Below are 18284 nucleotides of genomic sequence, written 5' to 3' on the forward strand. Positions count from 1 at the left end.
ATGGGAATTGCCGACGACATGCTCGCCGAGGTCCGCGCGGCGGCCCTCACGATGCCCGAACGCCTTGAACTTGAACTGAACGATTCCGACAATGGCGCCCGGCTTCTCGCCGTCTATGGCGACGATCTGGTGTTCGTCGATGGCAAGGGCTGGGCGGTGTGGGACGGGAAACGATTTTCATTCCGCTCGGGGGCGCTTGCCGCGATGGAAATGGCCGACAAGCTGCGTGAGATCGTTGTCGAGGAGGCAATGTTCGCCCGGCGCAGCGCCGAGTTTTCGGATTGGGAGGTCGCCAAGTTCAGGGCCGAGGAAGCCAAGAAACGAACGCCGGCCTTTTTCGCCACAGACGAAGACGCGCGCGACGCCATGCGCGCCGAGCTTTCCAGCCGGCTCAAGGCGCACGCCACGAAATGCGGAAATCTCGACAAGCAGAAAAAGGCGCTTGAGGCGTGCGAATGGCGCCGCAGGGCGGAAATCGACGACATGGATTCCGACCCCTACGCCTTCGTTTGCGAGAACGGGCAGATCGACCTTCGCGCCGCGGCCAGATTCAAGCGCACGCCCGGCATGAGCCACGCCGAGGTCGCGGCCGAGCGGGCAAGGTGGCTGCGCGCGACCGACCGTTCCGCCCTGCCCTCGCGCTGTGCCGGCGTTCCGTTCGATCCGTCTGCGAAATGCCCGCAATGGGAGGCGGCAATCGAACTGATCCTGCCGGTTCCCGAGATCCGGGCTTGCGCGCAGCGGATCTTCGGCGCCTGCCTGCTGGGCGAGAACACGGCGCAAATCTGCGTCCTGCTGCGCGGCCCGGGCGGCAACGGCAAGTCGACGGTTCTCAATCTGCTGCAACACGTCCTCGGCAACCGGGACGGATACGCGGCCGCCTGCAAGGTCGAAATGTTTCTCGACGTCGGCAAGGAAAGCTCGGGCGGCCCGACAGCCGAGGAAATCCACCTTCCCGGCGCGCGCGCCTATATCGCGACCGAGCCGGCCGCGCGCGACGTGCTGTCGGCGAAAAAGATCAAGGGCCTGACGGGCGGCGACCGGCGCATGTCGCGCGGCCTCAATTCGCCGTTCTTCTTCTGGACGCCGCGGGGCATTCCGCTGATCTCCTGCAACCGGACACCGAAGATCAAGGACGAAGACGAAGGGACGAAGCGGCGGCTTGTCTTCCTGCCCTTCGACGTCAACCTGCGTGCCCTGCCGATCGAGAAACAGCGCCCGCAAGCCGAGGTCGAGGCGGCGCTCCGCGCCGAGGGATCGGGCATCCTGAATTGGCTTCTCGACGGCTTTGCCGCCTTCGTGGCCCGAGGCGTCGACATGCCCGAGCAAATGAAGACACTCAAGGCGAGCCTGCTTGAAAGCGCCGATCCCGTTGGCGTCTTCATCGCCGAAATGACCACGCCAAGCGCGAAGGACCGGCTCAACGTGACCGAGTTCTACAAGGTTTATGAGCGCTGGTGCGACGTCGAGGGCCGCGCGCTCTATCAGCCGAAGACCGTCGGCGACGTGATGGTCGAAAAGGGATTCGAGCGCACGAAATACTGCGGCCGATCGTGCTGGCGGGGCCTGTCCTGGTCGGAGCTGGCGCGCGATCTGGTGCGCGAGGTTCTGGATTACGACCCGGCACCGCCGCCCGAGGAACCGGAACAGCCGCCGTTCTAGGGGGCCGGGATGATTTGTTGCCTCCCCGCGCCCCTGTGGCCCGCGAGCCGCCTCCCTTGCCGCCCCTTGCCCACGGCCCTCCCGCGCGCCCCGCGCCCCGCGTTTGGGGATCTGGGGAGGGGCTTCCCCAAACCTCCCCAAAAGGGAGCGGGGGAAGGGGAAGCGGACGCCGCCTTGTCGGCGGCGACGCCATTCCCGGGCGGAAATGTTGCAAAATTGCCCAGCGCTTCGTTCGGCTACCTCCCTAACCTCCCCAACACTTCCCCAACTTTTTCTCTCCTAACTTATTGAAAAATAACAACCTAGGGAGGTTAGGGAAGTTAGGGAGGCTACAACGCACATTAAAAACTTTGCTGACACTGAAAATTCTGAGGAATGGAAAATGGCTTCCCTTCCTCCCCAACCTCCCCAGATCGAGGAAAGAGACCATGCCAGACGCCAAGTCCGCCGCCGACAAACGCAACCGCAAGGCCGCCGCGGCATCGCTTCCGCCGTTCCCGTGGCAGACCGAAAGTGCGGGTCGCCCGCTGGCCCGCCGGCCGGTCGAGCGCGCCCAGATCGTCGAGGAACAGGTCGCCGACGACGGCGAGATCGTCGAGCGGCGCGAAAGCGTCTGGCGCGTGGGGTCGCCGCGCATCCTCGGCGCGATGACCTGCGACCGGCGCCACGCCCTTGAGACATACGCGGCGACGGTCGAGCGGATCGGCGCGTCGGGCGGCACGGTCGATCCGACGTCGGCGGGGCGGTCCGGTGCGCCCGCCTGCGGCCCGTCCGTCGCCAAGCTTGCCGCGGTCGAGTGGGTGGCGACTGCCGACTCCCGCATCGCCCGCGTGGGCCTTGGCGTCGGCACCGGATGCAACGGCCGCGACCTGGCCCGCTGGATCGCTGTCGACGGGCTGTCAGGCGTTGCCGTGCTGCGCCGGCTCGGGGTCGAGCGTCCGACGCGCCGGGTTTCCTCGCGCCTCGCCCGCGCGCTGTTCGCCGTCGCGGACATTCTGGCAGAGTGTTGCGCGAGTTCCCGGGGGAGTCCTGTTGCGGAAAATCACGCAACACCGCGGCAGGCCGGTGTATAGGAGATTCCATAGTCGGAGACGTGGGCGGATCGGCGTCCCGCCTTGCCGGGCTCTTTCGTTCCAGTTGCATCGTTGATCCTGTGAAGGGCGGGCCGATCGTGCCGCCCTTCTTTTTTGGAGGATGGTCCATGCCGATCGTGCACAATATCGCGGATCTTGAGCGTGGGCTTTCGGACATTGCGCGTAAGCAGATCCCTTTTGCCGTGTCGGTCGGGATCAATGACACGCTGTCCGATGTGAAGAAGAACACCGACAAGCGCATGGCTCGGATACTCGATCGGCCGACGCCCTTCACCCTGCGGGCGTTCCGGATCAAGCGGTCGAGCAAGCGTAAGCTCGGCGGGTCGGTCTATGCGCAGGAGGCGCAGGCAAGGTATCTGCGCTTTGCCGAGGATGGCGGCGAGCGGCGCCCGGATGGCGCGGCGATCGTGATCCCGGTTCGGCAACGGCTGAACAAGTATGGCAACATGCCGAAAGGGGCGATCAAAAAGGCGATCGCGCGCGCCGACACCTTCGCCACGGCGAAGGGATCGCGCCTTTCCGGCGGCGTCTATCGCCGCACCAAGCGGGGGTTGCAGATGGTGGCGGCCTTCGTCGGGTCGGCAAGCTATGCCGAGCGGCTGAAGTTCGACGACACCGCAAACAAGACTGCACTTGCACGGTTCGCGGTGAACGTCGAGAGGGCGATGGTCCGGGCGTTCAAGTCCGCGAAATAGGCCGCTTGGGTCCTTCCCGACCGCAACGCAACGCGGGTAATTCGCGCCGCGGTTCGTGCGGGTATTTTGGGTTTTCGGCGGCTTGCGCTTTGGGTTGCTGTTTTTGTCGCCCTTGGCTGGCGGAGTTGCGTGGGTCTGGTCGAGGCGGTGTGCGAGGGGTTTTGAAATGACAGATCCGGCCGAGGGCGACGGCCTTCGGCCGCTGACGGATGGCGAGGCCGCGCTTGTGGCGCGGTATCCGTTGCCCGAGGGCGCGGTCGACGTGCTGCTGAACCGGGCGCAACTTGCGGTCGCGCTCGACGTCTCGGAAGTCACCATTACGAACTGGACGCGGCGCGGGCTGCCCTTCGAGTCCGAGGGGACGAACGGCAAGGCGTATCAGTTTCGACTGTCGATCGCACACGCCTGGAACAAGGAACGTGTCGAGGGAGAGCGGGCGCGGGATCAGGCGGCCGAGCAAGCTGCCCAACAGATGCGGCTTGCCCTGGTCGGCGAAGACGGGCTGTCGATCAAGGCCGGGCTTTCGCGGCGAGAGCATCGCGAGCAACTGGAGCTTGAGCATGCTGCCGCCGTGGCGGCGCTCGATCGCAAGGAACTTGTCAAGCGCGTTGAGGTTGTCGGCGCGTTCGAGGAAGTGTTCGCCGCGTTGCGCGACGCGCTTGACGCCCTGCCGGATCGGCTCGCACGCGAGCTCGGGATCGGCGGCGCCGAGGTCGAGGTGATCGAGCGGGCGTGCGACGACGCCCTTTCGGGGGCAGTCGCGAAGGTCGAGGGGCTGATCGGGCAGGATGGAACAGGGGGCCTTTGACATTGCGCCGCTGCCCGGCTGGGCGCGGGTCGACGACGCGATCGCCGAGGCATTGCCGAACCTGAAACCGCACGGCCGGGTGCGTGTGACCGAGGCGGCGGCGCGACGGAAGATCGAAAGCGGTGGCCAGTGGGTGCCGTGGCGCCCGGACGTTGCGCCCTACATGAACGAAATCGGCGATCTCGTGACGTCGCGCCGGTTCGACTCGATCGGCGTCGTCGGCCCGGCGCGCTGTTCGAAGTCGGAAGGCGCGCTTATCAATCCGCTGGTGCACGCGATCCTTGAACGGCCCCGCGTGGTCGCCGTGTTCTCGCCGACGCGCGACGCCGCGAATGAATGGAGCATTGGCGCGCTCGACCCGCTGATCGAAAATTCGCCGGATCTTCGCGAGCGGCTGCTTACGGGCAAGGGCGCCGACAATGTGTTCACGAAGAAATTCCGGGGCGGCTGTCGTGTCACGATCGACTGGCCGGTGAAGTCGAAGCTCGCACAACGCTCGATCGACCTTGTGATCGGGACCGATTACGACGCCTTCCCCGAAGACGTCGGCGGCGACGCCGATCCGTTCACGTTGATGCGCAAGCGGACGGAAAGCGCGCAATCGCGCGGCATGACGGTTGTCGAAAGCTCGCCGCGAAAGCCGGTGCTAGATGAAAACTGGACGGCGAAGGCGCCGCACGAGGCGCCGCCGGCAGAGGGAATTGCCGCGATCTTCAACGCCGGATCGCGTGGCCGGCTTTACTGGACCTGCCCGCATTGCGGACAGATGTTCATTCCCGAGTGGGAAACGCTCGACTATCCGGAAGACGGATCGCCCGAGGAACGGGGTGCGGGGGCGCATATGGTCTGCCCGCACAACGGTTGCGTGATCGAGCCCCGGGCGAAGGTCGATCTGAACCGGGGCGCGCAATGGCTGCATTGGAACGGCGGAACCGAGCTTGTCCCGATCGGGGATCTGACCCGGCTTGTCTCGACGGCGAGCTTCTGGATTCCGGGGCCGGCTGCGGCGCTGGCGCCCTGGTCGCGGATCGTGTCGCGCGTGCTGGCGGCCGAAGACGCCTATCGGATGACGGGCGGCGAGAAGGCATTGCAGGCGGCGCACAACATCGAACTTGGCCGATCCTACCTGCCGCGGGCGCGCGTCGCCTCGCAAGGTTTGACGCCGGACGTGCTGCGCAAGCTTGCGAGCCTTCACGCCTGGCAGGTTTGCCCGGCCGGGACGCGGTTCGTCACGATCGCCGTCGACACGCAAGTCGGCTGGTTCGCGGTACAGGTCGAGGCGTGGCTTTCGGACATGGAGCGTGTCGTGATCGACCGTTTCGACATTACGGCGCCGCCGGACGGCGCGGAACGGCGGCTTGAGCTTGGCAAGCGTGGCGAGGATTGGGTCGTTCTGGAAACGCTCGCGTCGCGCGCCTATCCGGTCGAGGGGGCGGATTATGCGCTGACGCCGATCGGCATCGCCGTCGACGCGGCCGGCGAGGCCGGCGTGACGCCGAACGCCCGCGCCTTCTGGCGCCGGATGAAACGAAAGCACCGCGGCCCGCTCTATCACCTTGTCCGCGGCCGGCCCGGGGACAACGTGAAGCGCGCGGCCTTCGGGTATCCGGACACGGCGCACAAGGGGAAGGATCACGTTGCGCGCGATGTTCCGTGGATCTGGGTCGGGACCGACCGGCTGAAAGACGAAGTATCCGCGTCGCTTCTGCGCGAGGGTGCGGGCGCGCGCAAGTTGCATGTCTCGACCCACGCGCCCGAGGCCGTGTTCGACGAAATGGCGTCGGAGCGGCGGGAGGTAAAGGGGTGGAGGCCACGGCCCGGCGTCAAGCGCAACGAGTCCTTCGACTGTTCGGTTTACGCGCTGGCGATGGTGATCGCGCTCGAGGCCGAGGCGATCAATTGGGACCGGCCGCCGAAATGGGCCGTGTGCAGCCCCGACAATATGCGGGCGGTGCCGATCGAGGCGCCGGACGCGCGCGAAGCGCCGGGCGATCCGGCGCCCGTGGCGAAGAAAAGGGGCCGACGCGGCTGGTCTGTCAGGGGTGGCAAAAGTTCGTGGTGAGACCGGGAGCGGCGCTGTCTAGAAACTCATTGGCCAAATCTTTGATAATCGACACCGTGACTCGAAGGCAGGACGCTTCCGTTCGCTGCGACTGGCGCCAACGACCGGGGAGTGGCCAATCTTACCATTTGTTTACGGACCGCTCCCGAGGTGAGACAAAAACGGCCGCTTCAGTCTCCTTCCATCTACTTTGATCGGGGGCTCTTCTGCCCAAACTGTTCGCGGAACATTTTCTCCATGCTGTCGATCGTCCAGGTAGTGGCGGTGGCTTCCCGGATGGTGTAGCCAACTATGCGCTTCGTCCGGTCGATGTCCTCTTTCAGCTTTTCCAAGTCTTCCTTCGTGACCGTCCGGCCTTCGACATCGTCAATTTTTTTCTTGAGATGGTCAAAGGATTTCTCGATCGCCGTAGGACCCCCTCCCCCTTCGGGAAGCAGCAATTCTTCTAGCATTTTAATGCGGTGCTCAAGGTCTTCCAGTTCCTGGTCGGTCATGTCCCTATCTCCTGTCATTCTCGCACGCGGCATCTCCCAGCCGTTCGGCGAGGGCGCAAAATTTGTCATATGAAACATCCCGATTATTTGACCCGATAGCAAATGTTAACAGAGAAAAAGCCGCAAGAGCCGCAAAATAGTATCGGTTCGCTCGACCATCCCTCACCTTTTTTTTATCCAGTTCATCTGTGAGGGCCACGCCCTCTTTTGTTGTATCGTATAACCAGTTAGTGAGGAAAAAATCGTAGAACGCTTTTAGCGCTGAGACGAGGAAAACCACGAGCGCGAGCCACTCGGCAGTTGAGACATACATTGCCGTTTCTCTTTCCTTGAAAATGCTACGGTCAGAATGGCAAGAGTTGGACCCCGCTGTCCAGTGCTCGACGGTGCAATCGCGGTAATCCAAAACGTTCGTTTGTGCCTCTGGCTGGGGCGAGATCTGCTTTAAAAGAGTCAAGCGGGTCAGAACCTTAGGCTAAAACACACCGACTTATCACAGGTTTATGGTCCAGTGGCGTGGTGGCCGCTGGCATCCTCCGCCGCCGCAGCCATTCGGTTTGGTTTGCGAATTTATCAAAAGGCTCGGCCCAGACAATCACTGCGCGGGGTGCGTAAATTTGATTCGTCCACTGGGGTCGGATCTGGTGAATACCGCCAACCCACTTACAGCGAGGTAAGACCATGCGAGATCCGTTCACGACGGACCCGACAAGCCCCTATTTTGGCGGCGTCACCAGATCGTGCGCCGATCTGGTTCCGGTCTATCCCTCCGACGACGCGGGGCTCGGGTTTACCGCAACTGGTCTGTTCGCGACCCGTGGCGGGTTTGCCACGATCGAAACGGCCGCCGGCACAACGCGGACGATCGAGATCGCCGGCGGCGGGTCGGAAATCCTTGTGGGTGTGAGCCGGGTTTTCCTGACCAGAACGGCGCGCTCGAATGAGGCCGACCCGTCCATTCAGGCCGACCCGACACAGCCCGATTATGAGCCGTGGCTTTTCGCAATGAAGGCTTATCGCGGCTGATCGCAATCGCCTGACAGGAGGCACGCCACATGGCAATGAGCAAGAACCGGGCCGAGATCCTTGGAAACGTCGGGGACGAACCGCAGATCCGGACATTCCAGAATGGCGGCAAGGTCGCAAACCTGAGCGTCGCCACGTCGCGGCGGTGGAAGAACAGGCGCACCGGCGAGGTCGAGGAACGCACGGAATGGCACCGCGTGTCCGTCACCGCCGACCATCTGGTCGAGGTCGTGCGATCCTGGGTGCGCAAGGGCGACCGGATCATGATCGAAGGCCGCCTTGAGACCCGCAAATGGCAGGATCAGAACGGCGTCGATCGGTACACAACGGAAATTGTCGTCGCACCATTCGAGGGTGACTTGATCGCCCTCGGCCGCGCCGAGCGCCGCGAGGGGGACAGCGGCGGGACCGGCAGCGGATATGGTGGCGGCAATGGTGGCGGGGCGCGTGGGGATGGCGCCCCGCCGGCCGGCGGCGACATTGACGACGAAATCCCGTTCTGACGGGCGTTCGCTGGCGGTTCGGATTGTTCCGGCGGGCGCGCGAGATAGAGGCGGGGCGCGGCCCCGTCCGGCTTTATCCTTAAACCGGAGGGCGTGACGCATGGTCGACGCACCGCCGCCGCGGCTGACCGCTGGCGATTCATGGGGCTGGACGGCTCCGCAGGCATTCGCCGCCTATCCGCCGCCCGACTTCGCGCTGTCCTATTCCTTCCGGCCCGAGGCGGGTGGCGAGATCCTGACCGCTGTCGCGACCTGGGGCGACACCTATTCGGTGTCGCTGCCGGCGGCGCAGACGGCGCCGCTTGCCCCGGGCCGGTATCTGTGGGCGGCGGTGGTCGAGAACGATGCGACCGGGGCGCGGATCACACTCGGCCGTGGTGCGATCGAGGTCGAGGCCGACCCCATGGCGTCGACGCAGGACACGCGATCGAGTGCGGCGCGCATCCTGGCTGCGATCGAGGATCTGATCGCCGGCCGGGTGAACAAGGACGCCGAAAGCTATTCGATCGAGGGCCGGTCCCTGACCCGGACGCCGATCGACGGGCTGATCCGGCTTGAGGGTATTTTCCGCGCCCGGGTTGCGGCCGAGCGCCGCCGGGCTGCCGGCCAGTCGCCCTTTGAAATTCGGAGGGTTTCGCGTTGAAATTTCCGTTGTTCTGGCGCCGCCGGGCCGCGGCCGCCCCGCGCGCCGAACCGCCGCTTGCCAGCCGGTCCTTCAAGGCCGCCTATCCGTCTCGGCTGGTGAAGGGATTCCAGCCCTTCAACATCGCAACGCCGCGGGCCGACACGCGCCGCGAGATCCGCGGCCTTGTGAGCCACGCGCGCCATGCGGCGCAGAATTTCGACCATGCCGCCGCCTATGAAATGCTGATCCGGCGCCATGTGATCGGCCCGGACGGCATTCGGCTGCAAATGGACGTGCGCGAGGATGACGGGCGCAAGGACAAGCTTGCGAATGCCCGGATCGAAAAGGCGTGGAACGATTGGGGGCGGTTCGGATCGCCGACGCCCTGCGGGCGGCTGTCCTGGTGGGACGTCGAGAAACAGGTCGCGACGGCGATCGCCCGCGAGGGCGGGGCCTTTATCCGGCTGCACCGCGGCAGGAAGGGCGGGGGCTACGGGTTGCGGGTCGAGCCGATCCCGTTCGACTTGCTCGATCTCGACTTGACGATGCGGCTTTCCGGCGGCGGCTGGATCGAGAGCGGGATCGAGTTCGACGGCGACGGCCGGCCTGTTGCCTATCATTGCTGGACCGCCACGTTTGACGCGGCATCGCTGACCACGCGGCGGCGGGTCCGGCATCCGGCGGCCGACATGTTGCACGTCATGGCGTCGGAGGAAATCGGCGCGGCGCTTGGCGTGCCGCGCTCGAAAACGGCGCTGCGATTGATGAACATGGGCGAGGCGTATCGGGAAGCCGGGCTTGAGGCCGCGCATTTCGGCGCGGCCGCGATGCTGTTTTTCGAGAATGTCGACAGCTCGGGCGAGCTGGTCGGCGGCGACCCGGACGGCGATGATGACGGCCCGCCAATCGACAAGATCGAGGCCGGGACGATCATCGACTTGCCGCCCGGCAAGACCGCCAAGTCGCATACGCCGGCCTATCCCGAAGCGGCAGCGGCGCCGTTCATGCGGCTCATGCACCAAAGCGAGGCGGCGGGGCTTGGCGTGTCTTACGAAACGCTGACGTCCGATCTGTCGGGGGCAAACTTTTCGAGCCTTCGGTCGGGCAAGTCGGAAGAGCGCGACGAATGGCGGATGCTGCAACGCGCCGTCTTCCAGTCCTTACACGATCGGGTGTTCCGCGAGTGGCTTCCGGCCGCGATCGCCATGGGGAAGGTCGGTCTTCCGCTGGTCAAGCTCGACAAGTTCCTGGCGCAGACCTGGCGCCCGCGCGGCTGGGAAAGCGTCAATCCGAAGGATGACGCGGCGGCGGCCGAAACCGATCTGCGGCTCGGGCTGCGGTCGCGGCGCGAGATCATCGCCCGGCGGGGCAGCGATTTCGACGACGTCTTGCAGGAACTGGCCGACGAACGCGACGCGATCGAGGCGGCCGGCATGTCGGCCGGCACGTCGGAGGAAGCGATCGCCCGCGTCTGGGCGCCAGATCCACCGGAGGGGAAGACATGACGTTTCAAGTTGCCGCCCGTGCCTTTCGCGCGGGCGAAATCGTTCGGGCCGGTCCCGAAGACGACCTGATCCGCGACGATCCGTCGAGCGAGGTCGAGATTTCGTTTTCGTCCGAGGCGCCGGTTTCGCGGTTCGATTGGCATTCCGGCAAGGACTATGCCGAGGTTCTGGGGCACCGCGACGGCGAGGTCGATCTCGCGCGGTGCAACGCCGGCACCGCGCCCTTACTGAAAGATCACGACGCACGACTCGATTCCCAGATCGGAAAGGTTGTCCGGGCGTGGCTCGATGGCGGGAAGGGCCGGGCGATCGTCCGGTTTTCCGACACGCCGTCTGCGAAGGATGTTCTCGCGCGGGTGCGCGCGGGGGACGTGTCTTGCGTGTCGGTTGGCTACCACATCACGCAAGCGGTTCGGGACGGCGAGGCCGATGGCCTTCCCGTCATTCGGGCGACCCGCTGGGCGCCTTTCGAAATCTCGTTCGTCGCCGTTCCGGCGGATCTGTCCGTTGGCTACGGCCGGTCCGACGGCGGCACCGGCGAGACCCTGACCATTTCCGAAAATTCCCGAGAGGAAACCGACATGCCGAAAGACGTTGAAACCGGCGCCGAGGGCACCGAAACCCGCACCGTTCCTGCCGCGCCGAAGTCCGACCCGGCGGCGGATCTGCAACGCGCGCTTGCCGATGATCGCACGCGCGCGGCCGAGATCGACGCCATGGGCACGCGCTTCAATGTGCCGGCCGAGAAGATCGCCAAGGCGAAAAGCGACGGCATGTCCGTCGACGCCTTCCGCGGCGTGGTACTCGACTACATGGGTTCGCCCGATGCTGAGGCGACCCGCGCCGGCGCGACCATGATCGGGCTGACCGACAAGCAGACGCGCGACTTCTCGCTGGTGCGCCTGTTGCGTCATCTTGCGACCCCGGACAGCCGGGAATTTCGCAAGGCGGCCGGTTTCGAGATCGAAGCCGTCGCGGCGGCGACCGAAACCCACAAAGGGCAGGTTCGCGGCGTCGTGATCCCGGCCGACGTGACCCATGCGTCGCTCAAGCGCGCATCGGATCAGATCGTCGGTACGCCCGGCGTCACCGCCGCCGGCGGCGCCGTGGTCGATACGACGCTCCTGTCGGGCAACATGATCGACATTCTTCGCAACACCGGCGTTCTGTCGAAGCTCGGCACGCGGGTCTTTGCCGGCCTGACCGGCGACGTGGCGTTCCCCAAGCAACTGTCGGACGTCACGGCCTACTGGATCGGCGAGGATGGCGGGCCGACGCAAAGCGGCATCACCTTCGGGCAAGTGAAAATGACGCCGCATACGGTCGCGGCGCTGAACGAGATCAGCCGCAAGCTGCTCATTCAGGATTCCGTCGACGTCGAAGCCTATGTGCGGGCCTCGATCATGGCCAAGATCGCGCTGGCGGTCGACAACGCCGGTCTGAACGCCGACGCCGATCCCGACGCGCCGACCGGCCTTGGCGCCGTGTTCGCCGCCGGCGGTTCGGCGATCGGGCACGTCGATCTGAACACCGCGGGGCAGCCGACCTACAAGGAAACGGTGCAGATGCGCACGAAGGTCAAGAAGGCGAATGCCCTGCAAGGCACGCTGGCCTATGCGGTTTCGCCCGACGTCGAGGAACACCTTCTGACCACGCCAAAGTTTGCCGGCGGCGAGCTTCCGATCATGCTCAACGAAGGCAACCTGGGCGGATATCGCGCCGAGTGCTCCAATCAGGTCAACCCCGCCGACCTGTGGTTCGGCAATTGGGCCGACCTTTACATGGGCCTGTGGTCCGGCGTCGACATTCTGGTCGATCCCTACACCAATTCGGCGAGCGGGGCGGTGCGCATCGTGGCGCATCAGGACGTCGACTTTGCGGTCGCGCGCGAGGCGTCGTTCTGCATCGGCCGCGACGTCGCCTGACGGGCGCCTGATCGCCTGACAGATGGCCGGCCCCCCTTGGGCCGGCCTTTTCACGCAAGACAGGAGGCCGACCCATGAAAGAGGTCGAGTTTACCGCGCCGACGAAGGTGCTGGGCGAGGGCCACAAGGCCGGCGAGCGGTTGCCCGTCGACGGGGCAATGGCCGCGCATCTGGTCTCGATCGGGCGCGCGAAGATCGTCCCGGCGACGCCGGTCAACCGCATGGTCGAGGGCGGCGCGCCAGATCCGGCGCAGGTCGTCGCGCGCGCCCTGCCCGGGGAAGATCCCGGGACCGGGCAAGAGGAATGATCGGCACTGGCGACGTCGGGGTGTTCTTCGATCCGGCTGATTTCGGCGAGATCGCGACGGCGATACTGGAGGGCCTGGCCGATCCGGTCGAGTTCGTCGGCATCTATTCCGAGTCGCACGCGCTCGCGCTCGGTGTCGGAACAACGGCCCCGGTTTTCACGATCGACGCCAATCCGCTCGCCGGCCGCACGCCCCGTCCCGGCGAGGCGCTGACACTTGTCGACCACGGCGCCTTCACCGTCGCCGAGGCACAACCCGACGGGTCCGGGCTGATCCGTCTCATTCTCGAAAGGGCATGACATGCCATTCATGAAGGGCCGCGATGGCGTGGTCAAAGCGGGATCTCCCGTTGCCGCGCTCGGCCATGTGCAAAACTGGAACGTCGACTATCAGGCCGATGAGGTTCGCGGCTGGGGGATGGGCGACGATTTCGAAACCGCCTTCACCACGATCAAGCGTTGGAATGGCTCGGTCGAGGTCTATCTCGACGCGACCGACCCCTCGGCCTCGATCGACGTCGGCGACGAAATCGCCGTCGAGTTCTATCCCGGCGGCGAGACTGCGGGCCTGACCTACTGGTCGGGGACGGCCGCAATCACCGGGCAGCCGGCGAGCGGGTCGAAAGACGGCATTCCCACGATGACGATCAACTTTTCGGGGCGCGGCGCGCTGACGAAAACAACCGTCTCCTGATCCCACCGAACCGACACCGGAGGTCAAACCCATGTCCGAATTTATCCCCTCGCCCGCCCTGGCGCGCGCCGCCGAGCATTACAACCGCCTGCGCGGGCAGACGGTCGAGGTCCCCGAGTGGGGCGACGAATGCGGCCCGCTGGTGATCCATTTCGATCCCGTCACGGCGGCGCAGGCGCAGGCTGTGACCCGGCGGGCTGCCGGGTCCGACGCCAAGGCAACGGCGCTTGCCGTGATCCTCTATTCGAAGGACGCCGACGGCAATCCGGTGTTCGAGGACAATGGCGGCACGCTGCAATATTTCATGACGAAGGTCGATCCGAAGATCGTCGCCAAGATCGGCAAGGCGATCATGGGACTCGATGCGCGCGAGGACGCGGACGAATTGGGAAACTGATGGCCTCGCCCGAGGGGCGCGAGGTCCGGTTCTATTACCGGCTCGCCGCGCGCCTCGGGCGTTCCGTCCGCGAGGTCATGGATTTCCCGCTTATCGAGTTGGACGGATGGGCGGCATTCCTCGAATCCGAGGCAAGCTAGAAAGGTTGAGCCGTGGGCATCAAGGACCTTATCTTTTCGATCGTCGCCAAGGACAAGACGGGATCGGCCTTTTCCTCCGTCGGCCAGAAGATGCGGGAAACCGCCGGCATGGCGGCGACGGCCGGCGAGAGAATTGACCGGCTCGGCCGCAAGCTGGTGAAAGCCGGCGCGGTCGGGTCGGTGGCTTCGGCCGGGATCTTCGCCGCGTTCCGCGACTCGGTTTCGCTTTACGATGTGCAGGCGCGCGCCGAGGCGAAGGTCGCGCAGGCGATCAAGGCAACCGGCGGGGCGGCCGGCTTCACCGCCGACGAACTGAACAAGCAGGCATCCGCCCTGCAAGGCATCACGCGGTTTGGCGATGAGGCGATCCTTGACGGCGTGACGGCGCAACTGCTGACCTTCAAGAATGTCTCCGGCGACACCTTCACGCGGGCGCAGACGGCGGCGCTCGATCTGGCGACGACGCTGAACGGCGATCTGAAATCGGCCTCGATCATGCTCGGCAAGGCATTGAATGACCCGGTGAAGGGTCTGAGCGCCATGAGCCGGGCCGGCGTCACCTTCTCCGAAGAACAGACGAAGATGGTCAAGTCTCTGGTCGCATCGGGCGACTTGCTCGGCGCGCAAACGCTGATCCTCGATGAGCTCGCCTCGGCCTATGGCGGACAGGCCGAAGCGGCGCGCAAGACCGGCACCGGCGCGCTCACGGCGTTCTCGAACATGTGGGGGGACATCAAGGAAATCGTCGGCAAGAACATCGTTCCGATGCTGAATGGCCTGGTCGCGGTCTTTGAACCGATCGTCACGGCGATCGGCGAGGCCGATCCGGCGGTTCAGAAATTCGTCGTGACCATCGGTGCGCTGGCGGTTGCGATCCCGCCGATTCTGGCCGCGGCCGGGGCGCTGGCGATCGGGATCGGTGCGGTTTCCTCGCCGGTGCTTCTGGTGGTTGCCGGGGCCGCGGCCCTTGCGGCGGGTCTTGTCGCGCTCTGGCCGCAGATCTCGGCAGGGGCGCAGTATGTCGCCGACCTGTGGGATCGGATGACGGTTCTTGAAAAGGCGTTCGCGCCGGTCTCGCTCGCGCTCCGCGGGCTGTGGGATCTGTTCGCCGCGGCCTTCCCGAACATCGCGCAGATCGTTGCCGACACGGTGTCGACCATCGGCGAGTGGATTTCGGGAAAGCTCGACGCGATCCTTGGATCGCTCGGCGAAAAGGTCGAGTGGGTCGAGGGGAAGTTCGCCTGGCTTTACGACAAGGTTGTCGGCAATTCCTGGGTGCCGGATCTGATCGCGGAGATCGGCAACAGCTTTTCCGAGTTGCAGGGCAACATGGTCAAGCCGACCGATGAGGCGACCGAGCGCGTCGACACGTCGTTTTCGGGGATGCTGGACAGCGTGGGGGCGAACCTTGGCAAGCTCGCGCGCGAAGGCGCGCTGACCTGGGATTCGTTCATGTCGGAAATGCTGTCGGTCGGGCAGGATTACGCCGGACAGATCATTTCCGACGTGTTCGGGCAGATCGCGACCGGCGCCTCGCAGGCGCTTTCGGGGGTTCAGCTCGGCGGCACGACGGGCGGCAATTCGTTCCTGTCGACGATCACGAGCGGGGTCGCGAACCTTGCCTCGGGGCTTCTCGGGTTTGACAGCGGCGGCACCTTCACCGTCGGCGGGCGGGCCGGGATGGATCGCAACATCGCCGCCGTGCGGCTGTCCGAGGGCGAGCGCGTGCACGTCGAAAAGCGCGGTTCGTCTGGCGCCGATCAGCGCCCCGTCTATGTCACGATCCAGACGCCGGACGTCCAGTCCTTCCGGGCGAGCCGGGCGCAGGTTGGCGCGCAACTGTCGCAGGCGGTCGCGGCCGGGCGGCGGGGGGCGTGACATTGGAGGTCTTCCTTGCATCGCTGATCGGCTGCGCCGTGGCCGATCTTCTGCGTCTGGCGCGCCGGCGCCGTGTGAAGCGGGGGCGCGAATGGCGCATCTGAACCGTGATTTTCCGCGCGACGTGGCGCAGGGCTGTCAGGCGATCGCCGCCCGGCGATCCGAGGTCGTGACGCTGGCGAGCGGGTTCGAGGAAGTGAACCAGCGATGGGCGCACGCGCGGCGGACCTATGCCGCGGGGCTCGCGATCCGGTCGGCCGATGCCATGGCCGAGGTCGCGGCGCTGTGGGAGGAAGCCCGGGGCCGGGTTCACACCTTCCGGTTTCGCGATTGGGGCGACTTCAAGTCCTGCCTGCCGTCCGGCACGCCCTCGCCGGTCGATCAGACGATCGGCACCGGCGACGGCGCGACGGCCGATTTCCGCATCGTGAAAACCTATGGCTCGGCCCTGCCCTATGTCCGGCCGATCCTGTTGCCCAAGGCGTCTTCCCTGCGCGTGGCGCTCGACGGCGCCGAGACCGCCTCGGGGTGGTCGCTGTCGGCAACCGGCGGCGTCCTGAGCTTTGCCGTGCCGCCCGGTCCCGGCGTTGCCGTGACGGCGGGCTTCACATTCGACGTTCCGGTGCGGTTCGAGGCCGACTCGATGATCGTCGAATGGACCTATTTCAACGATCTGTCCGGCGTCGCCTCGGCGCCCGACGTTTCGCTGATCGAAGTCCGGGCGGTTTGATACCGCGCGCAACGCAACACTCCCGCAACATACTTTAGGCTCGGCCGCGGTCGGATCGAGAGGTCATGCAATGGATCAAGGTTTCTTTTCGCTTGTCGGCGTCGGGATCGCGCTCGGCGTCGGCGCGCGCGTCGGCTGGGACGCCGGCGAAGACATTCCGCGGGCGTTCGGGTGGGTCGGGGGCACGATCACCGGCCTTGCCCTGCGGGCGTTCCGTCGGGTGCTGAAATGAGCGCCTATGCCGATGCGCTCGAGTCCGGGTCGACGACGCTCTGCCGGTGCTTCCGGCTGACCCGGGCCGATGGCGCTGTTCTCGGGTTCACCGATCACGACGCCGACGTCGCGTTCGACGGCATCACCTTCAAGGCCGCGACGGCGCTTGACGCCTCAGAGGCCGCGGCAACCCTTGGCATGTCGCCCGACGAACTGGACGCCTCGGGCGCGCTGTCGGCCGACGGCATCACCGAGGCGGATCTTGCCGCCGGGATCTATGACGCGGCCGAGGTCGTGATCTATGACGTCGACTGGTCCAACCCCGCGACGCGGCAGGTTCTTGGCGTCTATTCCATTGGTCAGGTCGAGCGCGGATCGCTGGCGTTCCGCGCCGAGCTTCGATCGCTGGCGGCGCGGCTCGACCGTGCCGAGGGGCGGATTCACGCAAACCTCTGCGACGCAAGGTTCGGGGATGCGCGTTGTATGGCGTCGCTGTCCGGCCGGCAGGGCGTGGCGAGCGTCATCGCGGTCGACGGGCTCGACATTTTCGTGACCGGGCTTTCGGGTTTCGCAAGCGCTGCCTTCGACCGGGGCCGGATCGAATGGACGGCGGGCGCGAACGCCGGGAAGGTTGGCGACATTCGGATCGCGCGCGGGGCGAGCGGCGGCCGTGTCCGCCTGTCGCTCTGGCATTCGCCGCCGGCGGCGGTCACGGTCGGCGACTTGGCAACCGTCACTTTCGGCTGCGGAAAGACCGCGGACGCCTGCAAGGCTTACGGCAATTTCGTCAACTTCCGCGGCTTTCCGCACATGCCGGGCGAGTCCTACATGGGCGAATATGCCGTGACCGGCGACGCTGGCAACACCGGGGGGTCGCGTTTTGGCTGATGCGCCGGCCTGTCCCGCTCTGGTGCTGGCGCTCGCCGAGGCTTGGATCGGCACGCCGCACCGCCGCCGCGCCGCGCTGCGCGGTGCCGGCTGCGATTGTGTCGGGCTGATCCGCGGCGTGATCGCCGACGCGACGGGGCGGGTGATCTGCCCGCCGGCCTGGCGCGGCGATTGGGCGTTTTCCGGCGGCGAGCCGATCCTTGATGCCGCCCTGTCGAGCCTGATTTCCCCCGATCCGCGGCCCGCGCCCTCTGCGGGCGACATTCTCGCGATCCGGATCGGGTCGGGCCGGGTGGTTCATGTCGGCATTGCCGACGGGCGCGGCGGGCTGATCCATGCGACCGAGGGCGCCGGCGTTGTCCGCGCGTCGTCGCTGCCGCCCTCCTGGGCGGTTTCGTCGGTCTGGCAGATCCCGGCAGCGGCCGGCTGCGAGGCGGGCGCCACGGACATTCGGCCCGGCGACATGATCGCCATTGTCCACAATGGCGCGGATCGCCCGGCCGACTGCATTTTCATCGAATATTGCGACGGGCTGGACATGACTCCGCTCGGCCGGTCGCGGTTCTACACCACGACGGCCGAGGCGCTTGCGGACATTCCCGAGACGATCGTCGACGTCGAAACCGTGAGGTAATCGG

At 65.9% G+C, this 18284-nt stretch carries 21 protein-coding genes; 20 read left to right on the forward strand and 1 reads right to left on the reverse strand.

From position 1 onward, the window contains the following. The 5 genes from DQG17_RS18355 (at position 1) to DQG17_RS18375 (ending at position 6321) form a co-directional block, all read left to right on the forward strand. Entirely contained in the window at positions 1-1662 is a 1662-nt protein-coding gene (locus DQG17_RS18355) for a phage/plasmid primase, P4 family (protein WP_116134326.1), read from the forward strand. A gap of 428 nt (positions 1663-2090) precedes the next feature. Beyond that, positions 2091-2735 (forward strand): hypothetical protein, encoded by a 645-nt coding sequence (locus tag DQG17_RS21755; RefSeq protein WP_157973666.1) that lies wholly within the window; start codon positions 2091-2093, stop codon positions 2733-2735. A 128-nt stretch (positions 2736-2863) separates the two neighbouring features. After that, a complete protein-coding gene (locus DQG17_RS18365; RefSeq protein ID WP_116134328.1) occupies positions 2864-3451 on the forward strand; it encodes a hypothetical protein in 588 nt (195 codons plus the stop codon). Positions 3452-3617: 166 nt separating this feature from the next. Further along, a complete protein-coding gene (locus DQG17_RS18370; RefSeq protein ID WP_116134329.1) occupies positions 3618-4259 on the forward strand; it encodes a hypothetical protein in 642 nt (213 codons plus the stop codon). Continuing rightward, positions 4240-6321 (forward strand): terminase gpA endonuclease subunit, encoded by a 2082-nt coding sequence (locus DQG17_RS18375; RefSeq protein WP_116134330.1) that lies wholly within the window; start codon positions 4240-4242, stop codon positions 6319-6321. The genes DQG17_RS18370 and DQG17_RS18375 overlap by 20 nt, the downstream gene beginning before the upstream one ends. A 185-nt stretch (positions 6322-6506) precedes the next feature. Here the strand turns inward: DQG17_RS18375 and DQG17_RS18380 are convergent, their stop codons facing one another. Next, a complete protein-coding gene (locus DQG17_RS18380) occupies positions 6507-6815 on the reverse strand; it encodes a hypothetical protein (protein ID WP_116134331.1) in 309 nt (102 codons plus the stop codon). 681 nt (positions 6816-7496) lie between these two features. On the opposite strand from DQG17_RS18380, the gene DQG17_RS18385 reads away from it, so the two are divergent. The 15 genes from DQG17_RS18385 to DQG17_RS18445 all read left to right on the forward strand — a co-directional run bounded on the left by DQG17_RS18385 (position 7497) and on the right by DQG17_RS18445 (position 18280). Further along, positions 7497-7841 carry a hypothetical protein gene (locus tag DQG17_RS18385; protein ID WP_116134332.1) on the forward strand — a complete coding sequence of 115 codons (345 nt, stop codon included), beginning with the start codon at positions 7497-7499 and terminating at the stop codon, positions 7839-7841. Between the two features lie 29 nt (positions 7842-7870). Then, the gene (gene ssb / locus DQG17_RS18390) at positions 7871-8344 is read left to right on the forward strand and encodes a single-stranded DNA-binding protein (protein WP_116134333.1); all 474 of its coding nucleotides are present in this window, start codon (positions 7871-7873) and stop codon (positions 8342-8344) included. 100 nt (positions 8345-8444) lie between these two features. Then, positions 8445-8987 carry a hypothetical protein gene (locus DQG17_RS18395; protein ID WP_116134334.1) on the forward strand — a complete coding sequence of 181 codons (543 nt, stop codon included), beginning with the start codon at positions 8445-8447 and terminating at the stop codon, positions 8985-8987. Beyond that, positions 8984-10474 (forward strand): phage portal protein, encoded by a 1491-nt coding sequence (locus tag DQG17_RS18400; protein WP_116134335.1) that lies wholly within the window; start codon positions 8984-8986, stop codon positions 10472-10474. Before DQG17_RS18395 ends, DQG17_RS18400 begins: the two co-directional genes overlap by 4 nt. Continuing rightward, a complete protein-coding gene (locus DQG17_RS18405) occupies positions 10471-12399 on the forward strand; it encodes a phage major capsid protein (RefSeq protein ID WP_116134336.1) in 1929 nt (642 codons plus the stop codon). Before DQG17_RS18400 ends, DQG17_RS18405 begins: the two co-directional genes overlap by 4 nt. Before the next feature lie 74 nt (positions 12400-12473). Next, on the forward strand, positions 12474-12707 hold the full coding sequence (locus DQG17_RS18410; protein WP_116134337.1) for a hypothetical protein: 234 nt from the start codon (positions 12474-12476) through the stop codon (positions 12705-12707). After that, positions 12704-13006 (forward strand): hypothetical protein, encoded by a 303-nt coding sequence (locus DQG17_RS18415; RefSeq protein WP_116134338.1) that lies wholly within the window; start codon positions 12704-12706, stop codon positions 13004-13006. The genes DQG17_RS18410 and DQG17_RS18415 overlap by 4 nt, the downstream gene beginning before the upstream one ends. Position 13007: 1 nt before the next feature. Then, the gene (locus DQG17_RS18420) at positions 13008-13400 is read left to right on the forward strand and encodes a hypothetical protein (protein ID WP_116134339.1); all 393 of its coding nucleotides are present in this window, start codon (positions 13008-13010) and stop codon (positions 13398-13400) included. A 31-nt stretch (positions 13401-13431) separates the two neighbouring features. Continuing rightward, positions 13432-13797 carry a hypothetical protein gene (locus DQG17_RS18425; protein WP_116134340.1) on the forward strand — a complete coding sequence of 122 codons (366 nt, stop codon included), beginning with the start codon at positions 13432-13434 and terminating at the stop codon, positions 13795-13797. Then, the gene (locus tag DQG17_RS21760; RefSeq protein WP_157973667.1) at positions 13797-13937 is read left to right on the forward strand and encodes a hypothetical protein; all 141 of its coding nucleotides are present in this window, start codon (positions 13797-13799) and stop codon (positions 13935-13937) included. Before DQG17_RS18425 ends, DQG17_RS21760 begins: the two co-directional genes overlap by 1 nt. A gap of 12 nt (positions 13938-13949) precedes the next feature. Further along, entirely contained in the window at positions 13950-15815 is a 1866-nt protein-coding gene (locus tag DQG17_RS18430) for a phage tail tape measure protein (RefSeq protein ID WP_116134341.1), read from the forward strand. A gap of 91 nt (positions 15816-15906) precedes the next feature. Continuing rightward, complete coding sequence (locus DQG17_RS18435) at positions 15907-16545, forward strand: DUF2460 domain-containing protein (RefSeq protein WP_157973668.1); 639 nt, start codon at positions 15907-15909, stop codon at positions 16543-16545. Positions 16546-16615: 70 nt separating this feature from the next. Continuing rightward, a complete protein-coding gene (locus DQG17_RS21765; protein ID WP_157973669.1) occupies positions 16616-16777 on the forward strand; it encodes a hypothetical protein in 162 nt (53 codons plus the stop codon). Continuing rightward, positions 16774-17646, forward strand: a complete 873-nt coding sequence (locus DQG17_RS18440) for a DUF2163 domain-containing protein (protein ID WP_116134343.1) — start codon at positions 16774-16776, stop codon at positions 17644-17646. The genes DQG17_RS21765 and DQG17_RS18440 overlap by 4 nt, the downstream gene beginning before the upstream one ends. Beyond that, the gene (locus DQG17_RS18445) at positions 17639-18280 is read left to right on the forward strand and encodes a hypothetical protein (RefSeq protein ID WP_157973670.1); all 642 of its coding nucleotides are present in this window, start codon (positions 17639-17641) and stop codon (positions 18278-18280) included. The genes DQG17_RS18440 and DQG17_RS18445 overlap by 8 nt, the downstream gene beginning before the upstream one ends. Positions 18281-18284 lie beyond the last annotated feature (4 nt).

Source organism: Tropicimonas sp. IMCC34043, assembly GCF_003390845.1.
GTDB lineage: Bacteria > Pseudomonadota > Alphaproteobacteria > Rhodobacterales > Rhodobacteraceae > Tropicimonas.

What these genes read in the sequence shown, in the direction of transcription:
- DQG17_RS18355 (WP_116134326.1), top strand. Translation starts at nt 1, where the DNA reads ATGGGAATTGCCGACGACATGCTCGCCGAGGTCCGCGCGGCGGCCCTC.
- DQG17_RS21755 (WP_157973666.1), top strand. Translation starts at nt 2,091, where the DNA reads ATGCCAGACGCCAAGTCCGCCGCCGACAAACGCAACCGCAAGGCCGCC.
- DQG17_RS18365 (WP_116134328.1), top strand. Translation starts at nt 2,864, where the DNA reads ATGCCGATCGTGCACAATATCGCGGATCTTGAGCGTGGGCTTTCGGAC.
- DQG17_RS18370 (WP_116134329.1), top strand. Translation starts at nt 3,618, where the DNA reads ATGACAGATCCGGCCGAGGGCGACGGCCTTCGGCCGCTGACGGATGGC.
- DQG17_RS18375 (WP_116134330.1), top strand. Translation starts at nt 4,240, where the DNA reads ATGGAACAGGGGGCCTTTGACATTGCGCCGCTGCCCGGCTGGGCGCGG.
- DQG17_RS18380 (WP_116134331.1), bottom strand. Translation starts at nt 6,815, where the DNA reads ATGACCGACCAGGAACTGGAAGACCTTGAGCACCGCATTAAAATGCTA.
- DQG17_RS18385 (WP_116134332.1), top strand. Translation starts at nt 7,497, where the DNA reads ATGCGAGATCCGTTCACGACGGACCCGACAAGCCCCTATTTTGGCGGC.
- ssb (WP_116134333.1), top strand. Translation starts at nt 7,871, where the DNA reads ATGGCAATGAGCAAGAACCGGGCCGAGATCCTTGGAAACGTCGGGGAC.
- DQG17_RS18395 (WP_116134334.1), top strand. Translation starts at nt 8,445, where the DNA reads ATGGTCGACGCACCGCCGCCGCGGCTGACCGCTGGCGATTCATGGGGC.
- DQG17_RS18405 (WP_116134336.1), top strand. Translation starts at nt 10,471, where the DNA reads ATGACGTTTCAAGTTGCCGCCCGTGCCTTTCGCGCGGGCGAAATCGTT.
- DQG17_RS18410 (WP_116134337.1), top strand. Translation starts at nt 12,474, where the DNA reads ATGAAAGAGGTCGAGTTTACCGCGCCGACGAAGGTGCTGGGCGAGGGC.
- DQG17_RS18415 (WP_116134338.1), top strand. Translation starts at nt 12,704, where the DNA reads ATGATCGGCACTGGCGACGTCGGGGTGTTCTTCGATCCGGCTGATTTC.
- DQG17_RS18420 (WP_116134339.1), top strand. Translation starts at nt 13,008, where the DNA reads ATGCCATTCATGAAGGGCCGCGATGGCGTGGTCAAAGCGGGATCTCCC.
- DQG17_RS18425 (WP_116134340.1), top strand. Translation starts at nt 13,432, where the DNA reads ATGTCCGAATTTATCCCCTCGCCCGCCCTGGCGCGCGCCGCCGAGCAT.
- DQG17_RS21760 (WP_157973667.1), top strand. Translation starts at nt 13,797, where the DNA reads ATGGCCTCGCCCGAGGGGCGCGAGGTCCGGTTCTATTACCGGCTCGCC.
- DQG17_RS18435 (WP_157973668.1), top strand. Translation starts at nt 15,907, where the DNA reads ATGGCGCATCTGAACCGTGATTTTCCGCGCGACGTGGCGCAGGGCTGT.
- DQG17_RS21765 (WP_157973669.1), top strand. Translation starts at nt 16,616, where the DNA reads ATGGATCAAGGTTTCTTTTCGCTTGTCGGCGTCGGGATCGCGCTCGGC.
- DQG17_RS18440 (WP_116134343.1), top strand. Translation starts at nt 16,774, where the DNA reads ATGAGCGCCTATGCCGATGCGCTCGAGTCCGGGTCGACGACGCTCTGC.